We start from the raw sequence: 25,591 nt of genomic DNA on the forward strand, positions 1-25,591 counted from the left end.
TTGAAATGGGTCCGGCTTTTGGCTCGGAGTGCATATCCGTTTTTTGGGTAACGGCTGATATGGGTTCCGCTCTTACAGCGGCCAGCGTGGTTTAACGGGGCGCCTAAGATCGAAAGCTGAAGCGGGCACGGTCCAAATGTGGGAGCGGGCTTGCTCGCGAAGGTCGTTAACGATGACGTTGGCGTCCTGAATGAACGCGGCGCCCTCAGGTTTTTCGCGAGCAAGCTCGCTCCTACAGAAGGTTGCCCAAAATGACCCGCTGTAAGTGCGGGACACTAAGTGGCCGTTACTGCAGAAATGGATATGTACACTCACGAAACCCGCTCCCCAACCACAACCCCATCCCGCCACCAAGCCGCCAAACTAAAGACGTTGGGCGCCTTGAGTAGCGAAAAATGATTCCCCGGCCCATACCAAACCTCCAACACCCCCACGCACCCGCGCCACCCCTCAACCATCAACCCTTGCTCCCGCTGATTCCCCGCCGCATCCAGGGTCGGGTCCTCCGCCAACACCAACCGCACCACCCCCTCATACCGCCGGGCAGGCCGATAAACCGTACGCAACGCCGACGCATACGTGCGCGCCGGCCCATCCATCGCCTCCACCGAAGACCGCGCAGGCAACAACCCAACCCCCACCATCCCCCCATGCAACAACCGCCGCTGGGCCACCTCATCGCGCCCGGCAAAATCCACCGCATCAATCCCCAGGGACTTACCCGAAGCCACCTGCATCGACTCAATCAGCCGCAACAACGCCGCCGTCGTGGTATAGGGCCGACCCACCACCCCATTGCCCCCTGGCGCCTCGCTGTCGATCAAGGTCAACGACGCCACCTCACGCCCCTGGGCCTGCAACCGCGCGGCCATTTCAAACACCACCCAGCCGCCAAACGAATGCCCAACCAGATGCACCGGCCCCGAAGGACATTCCTGTTCCAGGGCCTGCAAATAACAGCGCGCCGCCGCCTCAACCTGGCTGTGCGGCACCGCTTCCCCATCCAGCCCGCGGGGCTGCAAGCCGAAGATCGGCCAGTCCCGGCCCAGCGCCTCGGTCAACCCCACAAACCCGGTCACGCTATCCCCCGCCCCCGGCACGCAGAAAATCGGCGCATGCCCGGCGCGTCCGCTCTGGATCCGCAACAACGGCTGATGCACCGGAACACTCGGCGCCTCGCTCAACGCCAGAGCCTCACCCAACGCCTGCCCCAACGCCTGGATATGCGGTGCCTGCATCATGCTCTGGTGATCCCCCGGCACTTCAACCTGGCGCAGTTGCCCAGGGGCCAACGCTTCATCCCAACCCAAATCCAGGCTGCGTCGCGACAGCTCCGTCGGCCGCTCTGCGGCGCTGAACAGGTGCACCGCCAACGGCATCGGGAACAGGCTGTAATGCGCCAGCGCATGCCCATGCCCGACTTCCCGCTCGATAAAACTCAACAGGTCCGCGTCCGAAGCCGCCGCCATCTGCGCGTACAACAAATGCCGATCGCGGCAGCGTTGCAGCAAACCAGCAAAGTCCAGCTGTCCAATCTGCGCTTCCAGTTGCTCAAGGCTCGCCAACTCATCCACACCTCCCTGTGCCTTCCAATACGCCGTGCACTGCAACAGCAAATGCCGCTTGAGGGCATCCGGCCCAGCCCAGCGCGCCTTGCCCTGGTCGGTCATGCGCGGCACGTAGCTGTCGATCAACCCGAGGAACGCCACCGGCTCGTCCAGGCCCTGCAGTTGCATCGCCACTTCATAAGCCAACACCCCACCAAACGACCAACCCGCCAGCCGATACGGCCCATGGGGTTGCACCGACCGAATGATCCCCACCAGCCGCGCCGCCAGGCCTTCCATGGTCTGCAACTGCGGTTCACCGAGGGGCGCACCGGGCAAGCCGTAGATCGGGTAATCCCCCGGCAGATGCCGGCCCAGCGCCGGGAAATACACGTCCATGCCGCTGAATTCATGCACCAGGAACAATGGCGGCTGGCTGCCGCTGGCGCGCACGGTGATCAGCGAGCTGTCGGCCTCCCGCGTCGTGCGTTGACCGAGCATCGAGGCGACCGAAGCGACGCTGGCGTGCTGGAACAGCTCGGCCAACGACACCTCAAGCCCCGCCTCTTCCATCAGGTTGACCAGCCGGATCGCCAGCAACGAGTGGCCGCCCAGTTCGAAGAAACTGTCGTGCCGACCGACCTGCTCCAGCCTCAACACCTCGGCCCAGAGGCGGGCCAGGGTCTGTTCCAGCTCATTGGCCGGGGCTTCAAACACGCGGCTTACCAGCGCTTCCATCGCAGGCACCGGCAGGGCCTTGCGGTCGACTTTGCCGTTGGCCGTCAGGGGCATTTTTTCCAGTGGCACATAGGCCGACGGCACCATGTAGTCCGGCAAATGCTGCAGCAGATGACTGCGCAGCACGTCGATGGCGAGCGGCTCGCCGGTGTAGTACGCCACCAGGCGCTTATCGCCAGGCGCATCTTCCCGCGCAAGCACCACCACATCCTTGATCCCGTTGCAGGTCGCCAGGCGCGCTTCGATTTCACCCAACTCGATGCGGAAGCCACGGATCTTCACCTGGTCGTCATTACGACCGATGCACTCCAGCAGCCCGTCCGCCGACCAGCGCCCAAGGTCGCCGGTGCGGTACAGCAAACCATCGCCAAATGGATCATCGACAAATTTTTCAGCCGTCAGCTCCGGCCGGTTCAGATACCCCTTGGCCACGCCGTGCCCGCCAATGCAGATTTCCCCGACCACACCCAGCGGCACCGGCTGCAAGTGCGCATCCAGCAAGTGGATTTGCGTGTTGGAAATCGGCCTGCCGATCGGCACGCTTTCAGCATCGGCGGCGATCGCCTGCACCTCATAGGTGGTGGCGTAGGTGGTGGTTTCCGTCGGGCCGTAGCAATGCACCAAGCGTAGCGTCGGCGCCCGGGCCAGCAGGCTGCGGAACGCCGCCGGGTCCGCTCGCTCGCCGCCGCACAACAGGATGCGCAGCCCGGCCAACGCGTCGGGAATCAGCTGCACGTACTGGTTGAACAGCGCGGTGGTGACGAACAGGATCGTCGCCCCGCCCGCCTTCAATACTCGGCCAAATGCCCCCCGGTCGAGCAAGGTGGCATGGTCGATCACCAGCACCTGGCCGCCGTTCAGCAGCGGCCCCCACACGTCCATGGTGCTCGCGTCGAACGCCGGGTTGGAGGCGAACACCACGCGATCATGGGCGCTGAAATCGGCATAGCCGTTGTTGATCACCAGCCGCGTGATGCCCCGGTGCGGCACCAGCACGCCTTTGGGGGTGCCGGTGGAGCCGGAGGTGTACATGATGTACGCCACCCGCTCCGAGGACTGCGACAGGTCCGGGTTGTGGCTCGGTTGCGGGTCCAGCGCCAGGGTGTCGAGGTCGATGCGTCGGGTCGGGTACTTGACGGACTCGCTGCTGTGGGTCAACAGCCAGACCGCGCCGCTGTCCTGCACCATAAAGGCCTGGCGCTCGGCCGGGGCGTTGATGTCCAGCGGCACGTAGGCCGCCGCGCATTTCAGGATTGCCAGTTGACTGAGCACCAGGTCAATCGAGCGCGGCAGCAGGATCGCCACATGGTCGCCAGGCTGCACGCCCAAGGTGCGCAGGTGATGGGCCAGTTGGTTGGCGCGGGTGTTCAGCGCGCCGTAACTCAGGCTGTCCTCGCCATGCGCCACAGCGATGGCGTTCGGGCGCGCCTGGGCCTGGGCTTCGAACAGGCGCTGCACGGTATGTTCGCGAGGGAACTCCCGTTGGGTGGCGTTGAACCCCACCCGCAGCTTTTCACGCTCCGCCGGCGGCAGAATCGACAGTTGGCTGATTGGGCCCGCTGCATTTTGCTCCAGGGCCTGCACCAGGTGTTCCAGGGCGACATGCAGGTACTCACAGAGGCGTGGCGCGCCCTGCCCCATGACATCAAAGCTAAACCCGTCACCCAGGTCATCGACACTCAGGGACAGGGCAAAGTTGGTGCGTTCCTCGGCCTTCAGCACGTGCATGCCCTGCCAGGCTTCAGCCACCCCACCGGCGTGCGGCGCACTGTGGCGATAGTTGAACAGCACGCTGAACAGCGGCGTATTGGCCGGCAACCCGCTGCAACGTTGGGCCAAGGCCAGTGGCGCATGCTCGTGACTGAGCAGTTGGGTCAGGCTGGCATGGGTCGCCATCAGCGCCGCGTGCACCGTGCGCTCACCCAGGTCGACCCGTAGCGGCAAGGTATTGATGAACACGCCCAATGCGCGCTCGGCGCCTTCACCGCCTTGCAACCGACCCAGCAATACGGTGCCGAACACCACCTGTTCACGGCCGGAAACCTTGCCCAATACCTGCGCCCAAGCCAAGTGCATCAGGCTAGCGGCACTTACCCCAAGATGACGCGCCAGGGTGCGCAGGCGCCCGTTCAACAGTGGGTCAACACTCAGGCGCGCCTGTTGCGCTTCACCCGGTGCATTCAACGCCAGCGTCGGCTCATCAATCTCCCCGAGCATCTCGCGGAAGAATGCTTCGTGCTCGTCCTCACGCATGCCCAAGCGCGTCTGCGCCACATAGTTGCGATACGGCACCGCCGCACCCAACTGCTCGCGACGGCCCAACAGACAGGCTTGCATCTCGTGCTGCAGGACTTCCAGCGCCACGTGGTCCATCACCAGATGATGGAACAGCAACAACGCAACCACCCGTTGGTTGGCCGGGTCTTCGGCGTACACCAGGCGCATCAACGGTGCCTGCCCCAGGTCCAGGCGGTGCTGATGGAAGCGCGCCTGCAAGTGCTCCAGCACATCGCCCGTCGCCTGAATCGCCTCGACCTGCAACGACGCCCGGCGCCACACCACTTGCACCGGTTCTTCCAGCCCGTCCCAGTGCATCGACGAGCGCAGGATGTCCTGCCGCTCGATCACCGCTTGCAACGCCTGGGCAAACGCTTCAAGGCGCTCGACGCTGGCGAAGGCAAACTGCGCCTGTAACAGGTACGCGTCACCCTGTTGCACGGCGCGATGGTGATACAGGATCCCGGCCTGCAATGGTGCCAACGGGTAGATGTCCTGCACGTTGGCCGCGCCGCCGGGAATGCTCGCGACAAGGCGGTCGATGACAGCCTGCTCCAGGTTCATCAGCGGGAGCATGTCCGGGGTGATCCGCGTGCAATCCGCAGCAATCCCATTGGCCGGCACCACCACTTCGCGACCACCACCCACGGCAGCCGCCAAGGCTGCAAGGGTGGGCTGACCAAACAACACTTTCACATCCGCCGACAACCCGACGCGACGCATGCGGCCGATCAGGCTGGCGGCCAGCAGCGAGTGGCCGCCCAGCTCGAAGAAATTGTCATGCCGACCGACCCGCTCCACCTTGAGCAAATCAGCCCAGAGGCCGGCTAGGGTGATTTCGGTCTCACCCACAGGCGCGACGTATTCCCGCGCGATCACCGATTCCAGGCCCGGTACCGGCAATGCCTTGCGGTCGAGCTTGCCGTTGGGACTCAGGGGCAAGGCCTCGAGGTGCATGAAGGTCGCCGGCACCATGTAGTCCGGCAACTGCTCCAGCAGATGGCTGCGCAGGGCGTCGATGTCGGCCTGCGTGCCGGTGTAGTAAGCCACCAGCCGTGAATCGCGGGCGACCACGGCGGCTTCGTTGATCTGCGGGTATTGCAGCAGTCGCGCCTGAATTTCACCCAGCTCGATGCGCAGCCCACGGATTTTCACCTGGTCATCGTTGCGGCCCAAATACTCGATAGTGCCGTCCGGCAGGTAGCGCCCGACGTCGCCGGTGCGATACATCCGGCCGTCACTGAACGGGTCCTTGAGGAAGCGTTCGGCCGTCAGCTCAGGACGGTGCAAGTAACCCCGCGCCACTTGCACGCCACCGATGAACAACTCGCCCACCACGCCCAATGGCACCGGCTGCAACTGCCCGTCCAGCAGGTACATGCGGGTGTTGGCAATCGGCTTGCCGATGGGGGTGTTGTCCGGCGTGACGGGGCCGGCGCAATCCCACGCCGTCACGTCCACCGCCGCTTCCGTCGGGCCGTAGAGGTTGTACAAACCGATGCCCGGCAACTGCTGCTTGAAACGGCGCACCAGGCTGCCGGGGAGCGCTTCACCGCTGCACATCACCCGCGCCAGCCCGGCGCTCTGGCTGACATCGCCGTGGGCCAGGAACACGTCCAGCATCGAAGGCACAAAGTGCAGCGTGGTGATCTGCTCGGCCTCGATCACATCACACAGGTAGGCCGGGTCTTTATGCCCGCCAGGGCGCGCCATCACCAACCGGGCGCCGGTGAACAGCGGCCAGAAAAACTCCCACACCGACACATCGAAGCTGAACGGGGTTTTCTGCAACACCCTGTCCTGGGCAGTCAGCCCGTACTCGTCCTGCATCCACAGCAGGCGGTTGACCACACCCGCGTGCTCGTTGATCACGCCTTTCGGTTGGCCGGTGGAACCCGAGGTGTAGATCACGTAGGCCTGATGCTGCGCGGTCAGCCCATCCACTCGTGGGTTGAACGTTGATTGGTGCTGCCAGGTGTTCCGGTCCAGGTCCACCACCGGCACCGTGACGTCGCCCAGCAGCGCACGGGTTTCGCCCTGTACCAGCACGGCGGCCGGTGCGCTGTCCTTGAGCATGTAGGCGATACGTTCCAGCGGATACGCCGGGTCCAGCGGCACATAACCGCCGCCCGCCTTGAGGATTGCGAACAGGCCAATGACCATCTCCAGGCCGCGCTCGACGCAAATCGCCACCCGCGAGTCCGGCTGCACACCCAGCTCCCGCAGATGGTGCGCCAACTGATTGGCCCGTTCGTTCAGCTCGCGATAGCTCAGGCACTCCGAGCCTGCCTTCACCGCCAGCGCATCCGGCGTTCTCGCCACCTGGGCTTCGAACATACCGTGCAGCGTCTGGTCGAGGTTGTAACCCACGGCGGTGTCGTTGAAGTCGAACAGCAGATGCTGGCGCTCTTGATCGTCCAGCAAGTCAGCCTGTTCCAGCACCGCCTGATCGTTATCCACCATGGCCTGCAGCACGCGGGTGAAATAGCCGACATAACGTTGCAGGGTCGACTCGTCGAACAACGCGATGGCGTATTCCAGGGTGCCGCGAATTTCGCCCCGGGTCTCGCCGAGGTTCAGGGACAGATCGAACTTGGCAAAGTGACTGTCCTCCACAATGCCTTCAAGGCTCAGGTCGCCGAGGGCCAGTACCGGCGCGTCACTGTCCTGCCAGGTCAACATTGTCTGGAACAGCGGGCTATGAGCCAGGCTGCGCAATGGCCGGGTGATTTCCACCACCTGCTCAAACGGCAGATCCTGATGAGCCTGGGCGTCCAGGGCCAGCCCCTTGACCCGCGCCAGCAGCGCCTCGGCGCTCAGCTCGCCCGAGGTATCAATGCGCACCGCCAGGGTGTTGACGAACAGCCCGATCAAGCCTTCCACCTCGGCCCGCTGGCGGTTGGCGACGGGCGAGCCAATCACCACTTCCTCCTGCCCGGCCAAGCGCGCGAGCAACGAGGCCCACGCCGTCATCATCACCATGTACAGCGTGGTGCCGTGGCGCTGGCTGAGGGCCTTGAGCCCGGCGGTCAGGCGCTCATCCAGATGCACGTCGACGCTGCTGCCGGCGTAGTCCTGCTGGGCCGGGCGTGGACGGTCGGTCGGCAACATCAGCAACGCCGGCGCACCGGCCAGGGTTTGCTGCCAATAGCTGCTCTGGCGATGCAACACTTCACCGCTGAGCCACAGGCGCTGCCACACGGCGAAGTCGCTGTACTGGATCGGCAATGGCGGCAAGGGATCAGCCTCACCGCGACTGAAGGCCTGATACAGCGCCATCAGTTCACGGGTCAGCACGCCCATGGACCAGCCATCGGACACGATGTGGTGGAGGGTCAGCAGCAACACGTGATGATCATCGGCCATGATCACCAGGCGCCCGCGCAACAACGGGCCGCGCTGCAAATCGAAAGGCGCCGAGGCTTCGCCCTGGACCAAGGCGTCCAGCACCTGCTGTGCTTCGGGGTGGCGGCGCAGGTCCTGCACTTGCAGGGGCATCACCTCTTCAGGCGGCACGATCAGCACCTGGGCGTCGTCATCCTGCTGGGCGAACCGGCTGCGCAAGGTTTCATGCCGCGCAACAATCCGCGCCAGGGCCCGTTGCAACGCATCGACGTGCAACTGCCCACGCAAGCGCAGGCCGATAGGAATGTTGTAGGCGGTGTTGGCACCTTCCATCAGCGCCAGAAACCACAGGCGTTGCTGGGCAAACGACAACGGCAACTCCGTGTCCCGCGCCGCCGGCAGAATATCCGGCAAGGTGCTGCGCCCCGCCTGGGCAAGCACCTGCGCCACGGCCGCCAGTTCGGCATTGGCGAACAACTCCCCCAGCGCCAGATCAACCCCAAGGCGCTGACGAACCTGGGACACCATGCGCATGGCCAGCAACGAATGGCCGCCCAACTCAAAGAAATGATCCTGGCGCCCAACACGTTCCACTTGCAGCACGTCGGCCCAGATCTGCGCGAGGACGGTTTCGATATCGCCATGAGGCGCCTCGTACTCGCGAGTGAAGACGGCGGCCAGGTCCGGTTTTGGCAGGGCCTTGCGGTCCAGCTTGCCGTTGGCGGTCAGGGGCAATGCATCGAGTTTTACGTAAGCCACCGGGACCATGTAGTCCGGCAGGTGCGCCACCAGATGCGCGCGAATATCGCCCACATCGAGGGGATCGAACTGCGGGTTTTCGGTGAAGTAAGCCACCAGCCGGGGCTGGCCGGGCTGGTCTTCACGGGCCAGCACCACCACTTCCTGAAGGCCAGGCAGTTGGTTGAGGCGGGTTTCGATTTCCCCCAGCTCGATGCGCACCCCACGGATTTTCACCTGGTCGTCGTTGCGGCCCAGGTACTCGATATTCCCGTCCGGCAACCAACGCGCGAGGTCGCCGGTGCGGTACATACGGCCCGGATTGAATGGGTCATCCAGAAAGCGTTCGGCAGTCATTTGCGGACGGTTCAGATAACCCCGCGCCACGCCCTTGCCGCCCACATACAGTTCACCGGCAACGCCCATGGGCACCGGGCGCTGCAGTTCGTCCAACAGGTAAACCCGGGCATTGGCGATGGGTTTGCCAATGTGCAGTGGCTGCCCGGGTTCAATTCGCCCGGAGGTGGCGACCACCGTGGCTTCGGTGGGGCCGTAGTTGTTGATCACCTCGAAACGCTGGGCGCGGGTGAACTGGCGCAGGCGGTCGCCGCCAATCAGCAAGGTGCGCAGGCTCGGGTGTTCGATGTTCTGGCTTAAGGCATATTCGGCCACCGGCGTGGGCAGGAAACACACGTCCAGCGGTCGCGCGCACCACCAGTCCAGCAGCGCGTCGATATCTTCCGCGCCGTCGTGGGCCGGCGGCAGGTGCAAGGTCGCGCCCACACACAGGGCCGGCCAGACTTCCCAGGCCATCGCATCAAAGCCAAAACCGGCAACGCTGGCAGTATGTCGGCCGGCGCACAGGTCAAACGCGGTGCAATGCCAGTCCACCAGGTTGGCCACGGTGTGGTGTTCCACCATCACACCTTTGGGCAGGCCGGTGGAGCCGGAGGTGTAGATCACGTAGGCCAGGTGGGACGGTGTGACAGCGACGTGCGGGTTGCTGGCCGTATGGTGATGCCAGGTAAAACGGTCCAGGTTGATCACCGGCACGTCGAGTGCAGGCAGGCGCTCCAGCAGGGCGTGTTGCGTCAGCACCGCGACCGGGGCGCTGTCGCTGAGCAGGTAGCTCAGGCGCTCGGCCGGGTGCGACGGGTCCACCGGTACATAGCAGGCACCGGCCTTGAGGATCGCCAGCAATCCGGCCAGGGTGTCCAGCCCGCGCCGGGCGACGATGGCCACGCGGTCGTCGGGTTTTACCCCCAACGCCAGCAGGTGATGGGCCAGCAGGTTGGCTTGTTGATTCAACTCGGCGTAGGTCAGCTGGCGGCCTTGATACACGGCAGCCACCGCGTCCGGAGTCAGCAGGGTTTGGGCCTCGATACGCCCGTGCAGGGTAGTACCTTGGGGGAAGTCGATGGCTGTCGCGTTGAACTGCTCCAGCAGCTGCCGCTGCTCAGCCTCGGGCAGCACCGACAAGCGATTCAAGGGTGTTTCGGGTGCCTGTTCCAGCGCCTGTACCAGGTTCCCCAGGGCAGTTTGCAGATAAGCGCACACCCGCTGCGGATCAACCTGGGCGCTGGCCAACAGGCTCAGGCTGAAGTCTTCGCCCAGGTCGTCGACGCTCAGGGTCAACGGGTAGTTGGTGCGTTCCTCGGAGCGCAACGCTTGAATACCCTGCCAGGCCGAGACCGCTTCGGCGCTCGCGCCACCTGCGCTATGGCGGTAGTTGAGCAACGCGCTGAACAGCGGCGTCGGCGCCACTACGCCACTGCAGCGCTGGGCCAGGGCCAGCGCCGCGTGTTCGTGACGCAGCAGGGTGGTCAGGCGGGCATGGGTCGCCTTGACTCCGGTGCGCACGTCTTCGGCACCCACATCCACCCGCAATGGCAAGGTGTTGATAAAGATCCCCAGGGCACGGTCAGTGTCGTGGCTGCCCTGCATACGGCCCATCAGCACCGTACCGAACACCACCTGCTCCTTGCCCGCCAGCACTCCCAGAACCTGGGCCCAGCCCATGTGGAACAGGCTCGCGGCGCTGACGCCCAACTGCCGGGCCTGGGCGCGCAAGCGCCGGCTCAGCTCCGGGGCCAGCGGCAGGCTGATCTCCTGAATGTTATCGCCATCGCCCTGCACATCCTGCAGGCCGTAGGGCAAGGTGGGTTCGCTGATGTCGCCGAGCATCTGCCGGAAGAACCCTTCGTGCTCCTGCTCGCTGATGCCCAGGCGCGCCTGGGCGACATAGTTGCGAAATGGCACCGCCTGGCCCAGTTCCCCCGCCCTGCCCAGCAGGCAGGCTTGCATCTCGTGGCAGACCACTTCCAGGGCGCTGTGGTCCAGTGCCATGTGGTGGAACAACAGCATGGCCACCACGCGCTGGCCGGCTTCATCCCAGGCCCGCACCAGGCGCAGCAGCGGCGCGCGGGTCACGTCCATGCGGTAATGGCGGCCATCGAACAGGCGATGCAACTGGGCGGCGATATCGCCGTCTGCCGGGTCCAGTTCAATCGCCTGCACCGGCAGGCGCGCCGTGCGCCAGACCACTTGCGACGGTTCTTCCAGGCCTTCCCACACCACGCCGGTCCGCAGGATGTCGTGACGGTCGATCACCTGTTGCAAGGCCTGGGCAAACCCCTCGAAACGCTCAAGGCTGTCGAAGGCAAACAGCGACTGCATGATGTACGGGTCGCCGTGCTCGGCACTCACATGGTGGTAGAGGATGCCCTCCTGCAACGGTGCCAGCGGGTAGATGTCCTGTACGTTGGCGACGCCACCCTCGACGGTCTCGAGGATGCGGTCGATGGACGCCTGGCTGAGGGTCGACAGGGTCAGCATCAGCGGGGTAATCGAGGTAGCGCCCGGCGCAATACCATTGGCCGGGACCTGTACCTCACCAGCCTTGGTGGCCGAGTATTCCCCCGCCTTGATCAGCTCGATCAGCGCCGGCTTGTGTTCCCGCAGCGAGGCCACCAATGCCGCGTCGCTCAGGGCCTGTTTGTTGCCTTGCACCGACAACTGATCGCCCTTGAGCGCCAGTTGCACATCCTTGGCCTTGAGTGTCGCCAACAGTTCGATGATGCTCACAGGACGATCTCCATTCGTTCGGTAATTGCGGCGTAGCCGGCCAGGGTCGGCTGTTCGAACAGGCCCCGCACATCGGCTTCCATGCCTTCCTGACGCAAGCGTCCGATCAAGCTGACGGCCAGCAACGAGTGCCCGCCCAGCTCGAAAAAGTTGTCGTGACGCCCTACCCGCTCTACCTTCAGCAGCTCGGCCCACAGCCGCGCCAGGGTGATTTCGGTATCGCCCACCGGGGCTTCGTACTCGCGCACGATCAGTGATTCCACACCCGGCGTCGGCAAGGCCTTGCGGTCGAGCTTGCCATTGGGGCTCAGGGGCAGAGCGTCCAGATGCACGAATACCGCAGGCACCATGAAGTCCGGCAAGCGCGCCAGCAGGTGCGCCCGCAACTGTTCGATATCGGCTGGCACGCCGGTGTAGTACGCCACCAGGCGTTCGTCCCGGGCCAACACCGCCGCTTCCTTCACCTGTGGGTACTCGGTCAGCCGCGCCTGGATTTCCCCCAGCTCGATGCGCAGGCCACGGATTTTCACCTGGTCGTCATTACGGCCCAGGTACTCGATATTGCCGTCCGGCAGGTAGCGCCCGACGTCACCGGTGCGGTACATCCGGCCTGGGTTGAACGGGTCCTTGAGGAAGCGCTCGGCCGTCAGTTCGGGACGGTGCAGGTAGCCGCGAGCCACTTGCACACCGGCGATAAACAGCTCACCCACCACGCCCAGCGGCACCGGTTGCAACCGGGCATCCAGCAAGTACATGCGGGTGTTGGCAATCGGCTTGCCGATAGGCGTGTTGTCCGGCACCACGGGCCTGGCGCAGTTCCAGGCGGTCACGTCCACCGCGGCTTCCGTCGGGCCATAGAGGTTGTACAAGCCGATGCCGGGCAATTGCTGCTTGAAACGCCGCACCAGGCTGCCGGGCAAGGCTTCGCCGCTGCACATCACCCGCAGCAGCCCTGCACTCTGGCTGACATCACCGTGGGCCAGGAACACATCGAGCATCGACGGCACAAAGTGCAAGGTGGTGATCCGTTCGGCTTGGATCACCTCGCACAGGTAAGCCGGGTCCTTGTGCCCGCCGGGGCGTGCCATGACCAACCGGGCACCGGTGAACAGCGGCCAGAAGAACTCCCATACCGACACATCGAAGCTGAACGGGGTTTTCTGCAGTACCGCGTCAGTGGCGTTCAGGCCGTAGGCGTCCTGCATCCACAGCAGGCGGTTGACCACACCGGCATGCTCGTTGATCACGCCCTTGGGCTGGCCGGTGGAGCCGGATGTATAGATCACGTAGGCCTGGTGCTGCGCGTTCAAGCCGGGAACCTGTGGGTTGGACACCGGCTGGTGCGACCAGGTGTTCTGGTCGAGACCCACCACCGGCACCGTCACGTCGCCCAGCAACGAACGGGTAGCGCCCTGCACCAGCAGCGCCGCGGGCTGGCTGTCTTGCAGCATGTAGGCCAGGCGATCCAGCGGGTATGCCGGGTCCAGCGGCACATAACCACCACCGGCCTTGAGGATCGCAAACAGACCAATGACCATCTCCAGACCACGCTCGACGCAAATCGCCACCCGCGAATCCGGCTGCACGCCCAGTTCACGCAGGTGATGCGCCAGTTGGTTGGCGCGCTGGTTCAGCTCGGCATAGGTCAGGCATTGCTCACCGTCCTTCACCGCCAATGCATCCGGCGTGCGCTCGACCTGGGCCTCGAAAAGACCGTGCAGGGTCTGCGCGAGGTCGTAATCAACCTCGGTGGCATTGAAATCAAACAGCAGTTGCTGACGCTCTGCATCCCCCAGGATCGGCAGGCGATCAAGGGCCTGGTGCGGGGCGTGCTCCAGGGCATTCACCAACTGGGTCAACGCCATCTGCATATAACCGCAGACCCGTTGTGCGCCCACCTGGGCCGGGGTCAACGCGGTGAAGTCATAACCGTCACCCAGGTCATCGACGTTCAGGGTCAACGGATAGTTGGTGCGCCCGTCATTAGTCAGGGTCTGCATGCCTTCCCAGGCGTGCTGCGCGTCCTGTGAACGGGTGGCGCCGCCCCGGTGGCGATAATTGAGCATCGAGCTGAACAGCGGCAGCGGCGCCGCCACCCCGCTGCAACGTTGGGCCAGGGCCAGGGAGGCATGTTCATGCCCCAGCAGCGCGGTGAGCCGGGCATGGGTGCTGCGCACGCTGTCGCGCACGCCTTGCCCGTCGATATCCAGACGCAACGGCAGAGTATTGATGAACACGCCAAGGGCCCGGTCCGCACCCTCGCCGCCCTGCATCCGGCCGACCAGCACCGTGCCAAACACCACGTTCGGCTTGCCCGACGTCACCGCCAACACCTGTGCCCATGCGAGGTGGAACAGGCTCGCGGTGCTCACGCCCAGCAGGCGCGCCTGGGCCCGCAAGCGACGGCTGACAGCCGCGTCCAGGTGATGCGTGAACGCTTCGATATCCCGACCATCACCCTGCACATCCTGCAAGCCAAACGGCAGCGTCGGCTCATGGATATCGCCGAGCATCTCGCGGAAGAACCCTTCATGCTCCTGCTCGCTGACACCCAGTCGCGCCTGCGCCACGTAATTGCGATAAGGCATTGGCGCGGCCTGCGGTGCGGTGTGCCCCAGCAGGTAGCCTTGCATTTCCCGCAGCACCACGTCGAACGCGGTGTGGTCGAGCACGATGTGGTGATACAGCAGCACCGCCACCACCCGCTGATTGACCGGGTCGTTGGCGTACATCAGGCGGATCAGCGGCGCCTGGGCGATGTCCAGCCGGTAGCGCCGGGCGTCGAAACGCTGATGCAGGCCGGCCAGCACATCACCGTCCAGATGCAGCGCTTCAACCTTCAATCGAGCCTTGCGCCATACCACTTGCACCGGCTGCGCCAAGCCTTCCCAGACCACGCCGGTACGCAGGATATCGTGGCGGTCGATCACCTGCTGCAAGGCCTGGGCGAAACTGTCCAGGCGCGCCTGGGTATCGAATGCCAGGTGCGATTGCAGCAGGTACGGATCGCCCTGCTCCGCCGTGAGGTAGTGGTAAAGAATGCCTTCCTGCAACGGCGCCAGCGGGTAGATGTCCTGCACATTGGCGGCGCCACCTGGCACGCTGGCGACGATCAGGTCGATGGTCGGCTGATCCAGCTCCACCAGGGACAGCATCGAAGGCGTGATGCGCTGGCAATCGGCAGCGATGCGATTGACCGGCACCACCACTTCCCGGCCACTGCCCACCGCCGCCGCCAATGCGGCCAATGTCGGCTGACTGAACAGCACCCGCACATCGGCGCTCAGGCCGACCTGGCGCATGCGCTCGATCAGACTCACCGCCAGCAATGAATGGCCACCCAGCTCAAAGAAATGGTCATGGCGGCCCACTTGCTCCACCTGCAACACCTCGGCCCAGATCCGCGCCAGGGTGGTTTCGACCTCGCCTTGCGGCGCTTCGTATTCACGGCTGAGCATGGCGGCCTGATCCGGCGCCGGCAGGGCCTTGCGGTCGAGCTTGCCGTTGGCGGTCAGAGGCCAGCTGTCGAGCTTCACGTAAGCCACCGGCACCATGGCCTCGGGCAGTTGGCTGTGCAGCTCGGCGCGCAGGGTTTCGATATCCAGCGGTTTTTGTTCGGTGAACCAGGCGACCAAGCGGCCGTCGCGCACCAGCACCACGGCTTCCTTGACGCCATCGACGGCGGCCAGGCGGGTTTCGATTTCCCCCAGCTCGATGCGCACACCCCGGACTTTTACCTGGTCGTCGTTGCGGCCCAAGTATTCAATATTCCCATCCGGCAGCCAGCGCGCCAGGTCGCCGGTGCGGTACATGCGGCCCGGGTTGAACGGGTCATCGAGGAAGCGTTGGGCGGTCAAGTCCGGGCGATTCAAATACCCACGGGCCACACCGCGACCGCCCACGTACAACTCGCCTGCCACACCCACCGACACCGGACGCTGTTGCTCATCAAGCAGGTACACCGTGGCATTGGTCATCGGCTTGCCGATATGCAGCGGCTGACCGGTGTGCACGGGGCCAGAGGTGGCGACCACCGTGGCTTCGGTCGGGCCGTAGTTGTTGATCACCGCGAAACGGCGCTCCTGATTGAACTGGCGCAGGCGATCACCGCCGATCAACAGGGTGCGTAGGCTTGGGTGTTCAAGCTCCTGGCTGAAGGCGTACTCAGCCACCGGCGTGGGCAGGAAGCTCACCTCCAGCGGTTGCGCCAGCCACCAGGCCAGTAGTTCGTCGATGTTTTCATTGCCCACCTGGGCCGGTGGCAGGTGCAGGGTCGCCCCTACGCACAACGCCGGCCAGACTTCCCAGGCCATGGCATCAAAGCCGAACCCGGCCACGCTGCTGGTGTGGCTATGGGCGTGCAGGTCAAAGGCTTCGCAGTGCCAGTGCACCAGGTTTTCCACAGTGCGGTGTTCCACCATCACCCCTTTGGGCTGGCCGGTGGAGCCGGAGGTGTAGATCACGTAGGCGAGGTTCGCCGGGGTCAGGCTGGCGATCTGGGGATTAGTCTCACCGGAATACGCGCCATGCAGGTCGACGATGGCCACCTCACCGAGCACGCCACGGGTGCTCTCCTCGGCCAGTACCGCGACCGGTGCGCTGTCTTGCAGCAGGTAAGCGATGCGCTCGGCCGGGTAAGCCGGGTCTACCGGGACGTAGGCCGCACCCGACTTGAGAATCGCCAGCAGGCCCACCAGCATCTGCGGGCCGCGTCGGCAGCAGATCGCCACGCGGTCGTCGGGCTGCACGCCCAACGCCAGCAGGTGATGAGCCAGCTGATTGGCACGTTGGTTGAGCTGTTGATACGTCAGGTGCTGGCCATCCTGGCTCACCGCAATCGCCTGCGGCAGGCGCTCGGCCTGGGCTTCAAAAGCCGCGTGCAGGGTGTGCCCTTGAGGGTAATCACGGGCGGTGGCGTTGAAGGTACGCAGGAGTTTTTCGCGCTCGGCAGCAGGCAGTACCGGCAACTGGTTCAGCGGCGTTTCCGGCGTTTGTTCAAGAGCGTCCACCAACTGTTCCAGCGCGCTGTGCATGTAGTCACACAGGCGTTGCGCACCGATGGACTCCAGGGCCAGCACCGTCAGGCCGAAGCCTGTGCCCAGGTCGTCCACGCTCAGGGTCAGCGGGTAATTGCTGCGTTCTTCGCCGCCCAGCAACTGCACGCCTTCCCAGATGCCGTGGCCGTCGCGGGCCATTTCGCCCGGGGTGCTGTGGCGGTAGTTGAGCAAGGCACTGAACAACGGCATCGAGGTCGGCACGCCGCTGCACCGCTGGGCCAGCGCCAGGGATGCATGCTCATGGCCCAGCAAGGCACTGAGCCGGGCATGAGTCGCCTTGACCCCGGCACGAACCGCGCTGGCGCCCACATCCACCCGCAGCGGCAAGGTGTTGATGAACATGCCCAGCGCCCGGTCGGCGCCTTCGCCGGCTTGCATGCGGCCCATTAATACGGTGCCGAATACCACGTCCTGACGGCCCGACGCGAGGCCGAGCACCTGGCCCCAGGCCAAGTGCATCAGGCTCGCAGCGCTGACCCCCAGTTGCCGCGCCTGTTCACGAATCCGCAGCGCCAACCCTGCATCGACGGGCAGTTCGGCCTCTTCGATATCCCGGCCATCGCCCTGCACATCCTGCACGCCAAAGGGCAGCGTGGGCTCGTCGATGTCGGCGAGCATTCCACGGAAGAACTGCTCGTGCTCCTGGGCGCTGACACCCAGGCGGGCCTGGGCCACGTAGTTGCGGAACGGTGCCGCGACCGGCAAGTCATCGGCCTGGTTGAACAGAAATGCACGCATTTCCTGGCCGACCACTTCCATGGCAGTGTGGTCCAGCGCCAGGTGATGGAACAGGAGGATCGCCGCGACCCGTTGGTTGGCCGGGTCCCGCGCATACACCATGCGCAACAGCGGTGCCTGGGTGATGTCCAGGCGATAGTGGCGGGCATCGAAGCGTGCGTGCAGCTGTTCAATCACGTCGCCATCGGCCGGGTCCAGCGGGATGTGCTGTACGACCAACTCGGCATGACGCCACACCACTTGCACCGGGCTGTCCAAGCCTTCCCACACCACGCCGGTGCGCAGGATATCGTGGCGCGCCACGACCTTTTGCAGCGCGCCCATAAAGGCCTGCAAACGCTCAACGCTGTCAAACGCCATGCGCGATTGCAGCAGGTACGGGTCGCCCTGTTCAGCGCTGATGTGGTGGTAAAGAATGCCTTCCTGCAACGGGGCCAGTGGGTAGATGTCCTGCACGTTGGCCGCACCGCCGGGCACCATGGCCACAATGCGGTCGATGGCCGCTTGATCCAGCGTGACCAGGGTCAGCATCGACGGCGTGATGCGCTGGCAATCCGGCGCAATGCCGTTGGCCGGTACCACGATCTCCCGGCCACTGCCCACTGCGGCCGCCAGCGCCGCCAGGCTTGGCTGGTTGAACAGCACCCGCACATCGGCGCTCAGGCCAGCCTGGCGCATGCGTTCGATCAGGCTGACCGCCAGCAATGAATGGCCGCCGAGTTCAAAGAAGTGATCAAAGCGCCCGACCCGTTCGACCTTCAAGACGTCCTGCCAGATCTGCGCCAGCAGCGTTTCCACCTCGCCCTCGGGGGCTTCGAAACCACGGCTGAGCAGCGACGCCTGATCCGGCGCCGGCAGGCCCTTGCGGTCCAGCTTGCCATTCGCGGTCAGCGGCAACAGTTCCAGCCAGACATAGGCCGACGGCACCATGTAGTCCGGCAGCCGGCTTTGCAGGTGCGCACGCAACGCTTCAATGCTCAACGGCGCCTGGGCGGTGTAGTAAGCCACCAGGCGCTTGTCGCCGGGTTCATCTTCGCGGGCCAGCACCACCGTGTCTTTCACGCCGGAATAGCTGGCCAGGCAACTTTCGATTTCGCCGGGTTCGATACGGAAACCCCGGAGTTTCAGCTGATGGTCGTTACGGCCCTGGTACAGCAAGGTGCCGTCCGCCTGCCAACTCGCCAGGTCGCCGGTGCGGTACAGCAGGCCGTCGCCGAACGGGTCGACGATAAACTTCTCGGCGGTCAGTTGCGGCTGGTTCAGGTACCCCTTGGCCACGCCCGCGCCACCGATGTACAGCTCGCCGACGACGCCCAGCGGCACCGGCTGCTGCCGCGCATCCAGCACGTAGGCACGGCTGTTGCCAATGGGTCGGCCAATCGGAATACCGCCCTCACCCACTGACGTGATCTCGAAGGTGGTGGAAAACGTGGTGGCTTCGGTGGGGCCGTAGCCATTCAACAGATGCTGCGGCGCGCCGTGCTTAAGCACCCGGCCGATCACCTGCGGGTCGAGCACATCGCCGCCGACGATCAGGTAGCGCAGCTGGCGGAACATCGGCATCAACCCATCGGCGTATTGGTGGAACAGCCCCGCCGTCATCCACAGAACGCTGACGGACTGCTCCTGCAGCAGGGCGGCGAAAGCAGCCTGGGACAGCAAGGTGGCGTGTTCGACCACCACCACACAGCCGCCATTGAGCAGCGGCGCCCACACGTCGAGGGTGCTGGCGTCGAACGCCGGGTTCGAGGCGAAGGCCACACGGTCACGCGAGTTGAAGTCGGCATAGCCATTGTTGATCACCAGCCGGGTGACCGCGCGATGGGGCACCTGCACACCTTTCGGTGCCCCGGTGGAGCCGGAGGTGTACATGATGTACGCCACGCTTTCCGCCGACTGGGCAAGGTTCGGGTTATGCCCAGGCTGCGTCCCGAGGTTCAGCGCAGCGAGGTCATTCAGCACGTGTTTGGCATGGCTGTCCTGCACCATAAATGCCTGGCGCTCTTCAGGCGCATTGACGTCCAGCGGCACATAGACCGCCGCACACTTGAGGATCGCCAACTGGCTCACCAACAAGTCGATGGAGCGTGGCAGCGCGATGACCACGCTGTCCCCCGGCTTTACGCCTTGATCGATCAAATAGTGGGCCAGGCGATTGGCCCGCAGGTTGAGATCGCGGTAACCCAGTGACGCATGGCCGTGCACCACCGCCACGGCGTCCGGGCTGGCCAGGGCCTGGGCTTCGAAGAGAGCGTGAACGGTTTCCCCGGCCGGGTAGTCGCGGGCGGTGGCGTTGAAACCCACGAGCACTTGTTGCCGCTCGGCAGGCGGCAGGATCGACACTTGATGCAGCGCAGTAGTCGGCGCCTGTTGCAGCGCCGTCACCAGGTTGCGCAAGGCACTGAGCATGTAGTCGCCGACACGTTGCACATCCACTTCGGCTACGCCTTGCACCGTCAGCGCAAAATCCACACCGAGGTCGTCGACGTTCAGCACCAGCGGGTAGTTGCTGCGTTCCTCGGAGCTGAGGATTTCGATCCCGGCGTCGGCGAACGGGCTGGCGCCTGGCGCTTCGCCCGGGGCACTGTGGCGATAGTTGAGCAAGGTGCTGAACAGCGGCAGCGCGCCGGACACGCCACTGCAACGCTGGGCCAGGGACAAGGACGCATGCTCGTGCCCCAGCAACTGCGCGAGCCGCGCGTGGGTGGCGCGTACGCCGGCCTGCACCCCCACCGCGCCGACGCTGACCCGCAGCGGCAAGGTATTGATGAACATCCCCAGCGCCCGGTCGGCACCCTCCCCGCCTTGCATACGGCCCAGCAATACCGTGCCAAATACCACCTCGTCCTGGCCCGATACCTGGCCGAGGACTTGCGCCCATGCCAGGTGCACCAGGCTGGCGGCGCTGACGCCGAGCTGCCGGGCTTGCTCCCGCAGGCCGAGGCTGAGGGCCGGGTCCACTGGCAAGTGCGCTTCACGCACACCGCTGCCGTCGCGATTCACATCGTGCAAACCGAAGGCCAGGGTCGGCTCGTCGATATCGCCGAGCATCTCACTGAAGAACGCTTCATGCTGCGCAGCGCTCACACCGAGGCGCGCCTGGGCCACGTAATGGCGGTATTGCACGGCGTCCGGCAGCAGGCCGGTTTCGCCTGCGAGGCTGGCGCTCATTTCTTCCACCAGCACCTGCAACGCGGTGTGGTCCAGCAGGATGTGGTGCAGCAGCAGGATGCCGACATGACGGCCCTGATCCTCGGCGTAGGCAAAGCGCATCAGCGAGGCGCGGGAGAGGTCGAGGCGATAGTGGCGTGGGTCGAAGCGTGCTTGCAGTTGTGCCAGAACCTCGCTGTGTGGATCCACGTCGACCTGCTCAACCACCAGCAGTGCCTGGCGCAGGACCACTTGCACCGGCTCGTCCAGGCCTTCCCACATGATGCCGGTGCGCAGAATATCGTTGCGCTCGATCACGCTTTGCAGCGCACGGATAAACGCCTCGACCGGCTCATGGCCGCTGAAGCTGAACTGCACCTGCAACACGTAGGGATCGCCCTCGGTGGTCGCCAGGTGGTGATAGAGGATGCCGGCCTGCAACGGGGCCAGACCGTAGATGTCCTGCACGTTACCGATACCGCCGGGCACGCTGGCGACGATATGGTCGATGGCCTGCTGGTCGAGGTCCACCAGCGGCAGCATATCGGGCGTGATGTGCCGGGTCGCTTCGCTGATCAGGTTGGCCGGGACCTGCACTTCCTGCTGCCCGCCCACCGCAGCGGCCAGCGCAGCCAAGGTCGGCTGGCCGAACAGCACCCGCACATCGGCGCTCAACTCCAGCTGGCGCATGCGCTCGATCAGTTTGACCGCCAGCAAGGAATGGCCACCCAGTTCGAAAAAGTTGTCCTGGCGCCCGACCCGGTCGATCTTCAGCAGGTCTTGCCAGAGGCTGGCAATCGCGGTTTCCACCGCGCCTTGTGGCGCGTCATAACCACGACGGGCCAGGGCGTCGGCATCGGGTGCCGGCAAGGCCTTGCGGTCGAGCTTGCCGTTGGTGGTGAGCGGGAACGTATCCAACAGCACGAAGGCGCTGGGCACCATGTATTCGGCCAGGGACAGCAGCAGGTGGTCCCGCAGCTCAGCGGCGGTGGGCGCGTGGTCCGGCTGGGCAATCACGTAGGCCACCAGACGCTTGTCGCCCGGCTCGTCTTCGCGGGCGATCACCACGGCCTCACGCACGCCTTCATAGGTCGCCAGGCGTGCTTCGATTTCCCCCAGTTCGATACGGAAACCGCGAATCTTCACCTGGTCATCGTTGCGCCCCAGGTACTCGACACTGCCGTCGGCCAGCAACCGGCCGAGGTCTCCGGTCTTGTACAGGCGCAGGCCGGTGACGGGGTCCGCCAGAAAGCGTTCGGCGGTCAGCTCATCACGGTTGAGATACCCCCGCGCCACCCCGGCACCGCCGACGTACAACTCGCCGACCACACCGCTCGGCACCGGTTCGCGGCGGGCGTCCAGCACATACAGTTGCAAGTCGGGAATGCGCACGCCAATCGGGCTCACGCCCACCAGCTGCGCGTCCGCCGCCTCCAGGGCACGATAGGTCACGTGCACGGTGGTTTCGGTGATGCCGTACATATTGACCAGGCGGGTCCCGGCGTTGGTCACCCGGGCGTACCACGGCTTGAGAATCCCGGGTTCCAGCGCTTCACCGCCGAAGATGACCTGACGCAGCGAGTGCAGCTGCTGGCTGCGGCCCTGTGCCGCGATCAATTGGCGGAACGCGCTCGGCGTCTGGTTGAGAATGCTGACACCGGCTTCACACAACAGTGCATAACACTCGTCCGGTGAACGGCTGACCAGCTGCGGCACCACCAGCAACTGCCCGCCGTGCATCAGCGCGCCCCAGATTTCCCACACGGAGAAGTCAAAGGCAAACGAGTGGAACAGCGCCCAGGTGTCATTGGCGTTGAACTTGAACCAGTGCTCGGTGGCACTGAACAACCGCGCGACGTTGCGGTGTTCGATCATCACCCCCTTGGGCAAGCCGGTGGAGCCGGAGGTGTAGATCACATAGGCGAGGCTGGACGAGCTGATCGCAACGTTGGGGTTAACGATGGGCTCGTGTTGCAGACTGTTGAGGTCGATCGACGTGACGTCGCCCACCAGATGACGGGTGTTGTCCTGCACCAGCACTGCCAGCGGCGCGCTGTCTTGCAGGGTGTAGGCGATGCGCTCCTGGGGGTAGGCCGGATCGATTGGTACGTAGCCCGCACCGGACTTGAGGATCCCCAGCAGGCCGATGATCATTTCCAGGCCGCGCTCGACGCAGATCGCCACCCGGTCGTCGGGGCGAATGCCATGCTTGAGCAGGCAGTGCGCGACCTGGTTGGCGCGTTCGTTCAGCTCGCGGTAGCTCAGATGTTGGTGTTCAAAGCGCAGCGCGACGGCCTCTGGATGGCTGGCGGCGTGGGCTTCGACTTGCTGGTGGATCAGGGCTGAATCGGCGTAGTGCTGGGTGCTGGCGTTAAGGCTGTGCAGCAGATGTTGGCGTTCGGCGGCAGGCAGGATGCCCAGACTGTGCAACGGTGCGTCTGGTGTTTGCTCCAGGGCCAGCACCAGGTTGTCCAGGGCGGTGTGCAGGTAATCGGCAATGCGCGCCGCGCCGATGGAGGCGTCCACCATCACGGTAAAGGCAAAGCCCTCGCCCAGGTCATCAACGTTGACCGTCAGCGGGTAGTTGGTGCGCTCTTCGGCGCCCAGCACCTGGATGCCTTCAGCGATATCGATCACCGCCTGGGTGTCCGAGGCATCGCTGTGACGGTAGTTGAGGATTGCACTGAACAACGGCGTGGGTGCGGCCACACCGCTGCAACGCTGGGCCAGGGCCAGGGAGGCGTGTTCGTGGTTGAGCAATTCGGTCAGGCGTTTGTGGGTGGTTTGCACCCCGTCGCGCACGCTTTGCTCGCCCACGTCCACCCGTAGCGGCAGGGTGTTGATGAACATGCCCAGGGCCTGATCGGAGCCTTCGCCCGCGCCCATGCGGCCGAGCATCACGCTGCCAAATACCACGGACTCGCGGGCGGAGACCTTGCCCAGCACCTGGGCCAGTGCCAGGTGCATCACGCTGGCGGGGCTGACACCCAACGGCCTGGCCTGGGCCCGTAGACGGCGACTTAGATCGCTGTCGACGGTGATTCGGGTTTCGTCGATGCCATGGCCGTCACCCTGCACATCCTGGAGGCCGAACGGCAGGGTGGGTTCATCGATGTCGGCGAGCATTTCGCGGAAGAACGCTTCGTGAGCCTGTTCGCTGACGCCGTGGCGGACCTGGGCGATGTAGTTGCGAAACGGTACCGGAGCGCCGGCCTGTTCGGTCTGGCCGGCGAGGTGCAGCTGGATCTCGCGGCGCACTACGTCGAGGGCGGTGTGGTCGAGGATGGTGTGATGAAACAGCAGCATGGCCACCACGCGCTGATTGCGCGGGTCTTCGGCGAACACCAGGCGCAGCAGCGGTGCCTGGCCGAGGTCCATGCGGTAGTTGCGGGCGTCGTAGAGGGCTTGCAGTTGGGTCATTGCATCGCCATCGAGGCGGGCTTCTTCGCAGACCAGGGAGGCTTTGCGCCAGACCACTTGCAGGGGTTCGTCGAGGCGTTCCCAGGCCATCGAGGTGCGCAGGATGTCGTGGCGGTCGATGACCCATTGCAGGGCCTGGGCGAAGGTTTCAAGACGGGCGCGGCTGTCGAACACGAACTGGGCGTGCAGCACGTAGGGGTCGCCCTGGTGGGCTGACAGGTGGTGGTAGAGCATGCCTTCCTGGAGTGGCGCCAGGGGGTAGATGTCTTGCACATTCGCCGCGCCGCCGGGGATGCTGGCGACGATGCGGTCGATGGCGGGTTGGTCGAGGTTGACCAGGGGCAGCATGTCCGGGGTGATGCGATAAGCCGGGCTGAGCCAGTCGCCGCCGTGTTGGGCGACGAGGTCGAGCAGTTGGGGTTTGTGGGCGATCAGTTGGTCCCATAGGGCGTCATCCAGCGCGTCGTCGTCACCCAGGATGATCAGGTCGCCTTCGTCCATTTGCAGGCGGATCGGGTGGGTGGAAAGAGCTGCCAGTAGTTTGCTGAACTGCATGGGGTAACCTGCTTTTTTGAGTCGGATACGGTTGAGGAGAAAGTCCGTTTTCAGCTGTCGCGTAAGTGCCTGGGAGGCCCGGGTTAAAGCGCGGGCGCGGTCGAGGATCGGGTGGCTTCCCGCAGGGTTTGGAAATTAGAGGATTCGGGGGGTGGGGGGTGACATGGGAAGCGGGGACAAAGCGGCTGGCTTGGGGGAACTTTCGTATTTGTTGGAGTGGGTTGGAGGGGGGGCATATCCGTTATTTGGGTGATGGCTTGTATTGGTTCCGCTCTTACAGCGGCTCACTTTTGAACAGCGCAAAAGTAAGCAAAACGCTCTTGCCCCACCACTCGGCACCTCGCCTAGGCTCGGTGTGCCCTCACTCCGGCTTTGGAGCGTGGGCCGCCGTCATGGGCCATCCCTGGCCCAGGACGGCTAACCTGGCGTCCTGCCAGGTTACCCACGCTCCAAAGCCTGCGTTCGGCCAGCGTGGTTTAACGGGGCGCCTAAGATCAAGATCAAAAGCAAAAGCACAGCGGCCTCCCGGCCGGCTTGAGTGTTAAAAGCAAAATCAAAATCTAAAGCGGGTACGGTCCAAATGTGGGAGCGGGCTTGCTCGCGAAGGTCGTTAACGATGACGCGGGCATTCTGGATGAACGCGGCGCCCTCAGGTTTTTCGCGAGCAAGCCCGCTCCCACAGAAAAGCAGATCTGTTTTCGCTCTGGCTTTTGATCTGGCTTTTAACACTCAAGCCGGCCGGTAGGCCGCTGTGCTTTTGCTTTTGATTTTGATCTGACTGCCCCAATAAGCCCGAGGCCGAACGCAGGTATTGCGGAGCGGGTAAACCGGCAGGACGCCGGTTTAGCCGCGCCGGGCCATGGATGGCCCGTCGCGGCGGCCCGCGGAGCAATGCCGGAGTGAGGGAACGCCGAGCCCCAGCGAGGCGCCGACAGGCGGGGC

2 protein-coding genes are annotated in these 25,591 nt (G+C 64.6%); both read right to left on the bottom strand.

Annotated elements, in window-relative coordinates; translation table 11 throughout:
- Positions 1-311 precede the first annotated feature (311 nt).
- Positions 312-11,729 (bottom strand): non-ribosomal peptide synthetase, encoded by an 11,418-nt coding sequence (locus tag NVB75_RS08245; RefSeq protein ID WP_258346780.1) that lies wholly within the window; start codon positions 11,727-11,729, stop codon positions 312-314.
- Positions 11,726-24,649 (bottom strand): non-ribosomal peptide synthetase, encoded by a 12,924-nt coding sequence (locus NVB75_RS08250; protein WP_258346781.1) that lies wholly within the window; start codon positions 24,647-24,649, stop codon positions 11,726-11,728. The genes NVB75_RS08245 and NVB75_RS08250 overlap by 4 nt, the downstream gene beginning before the upstream one ends.
- Between the last annotated feature and the right edge of the window lie 942 nt (positions 24,650-25,591).

Origin of the sequence: Pseudomonas sp. CBS (genome assembly GCF_024734645.1) — a bacterium.
Lineage (GTDB): Bacteria > Pseudomonadota > Gammaproteobacteria > Pseudomonadales > Pseudomonadaceae > Aquipseudomonas.

Bases quoted from the DNA above. Each gene is read 5' to 3' on its own strand.
- NVB75_RS08250 (WP_258346781.1), bottom strand. From the start codon at position 24,649: ATGCAGTTCAGCAAACTACTGGCAGCTCTTTCCACCCACCCGATCCGC.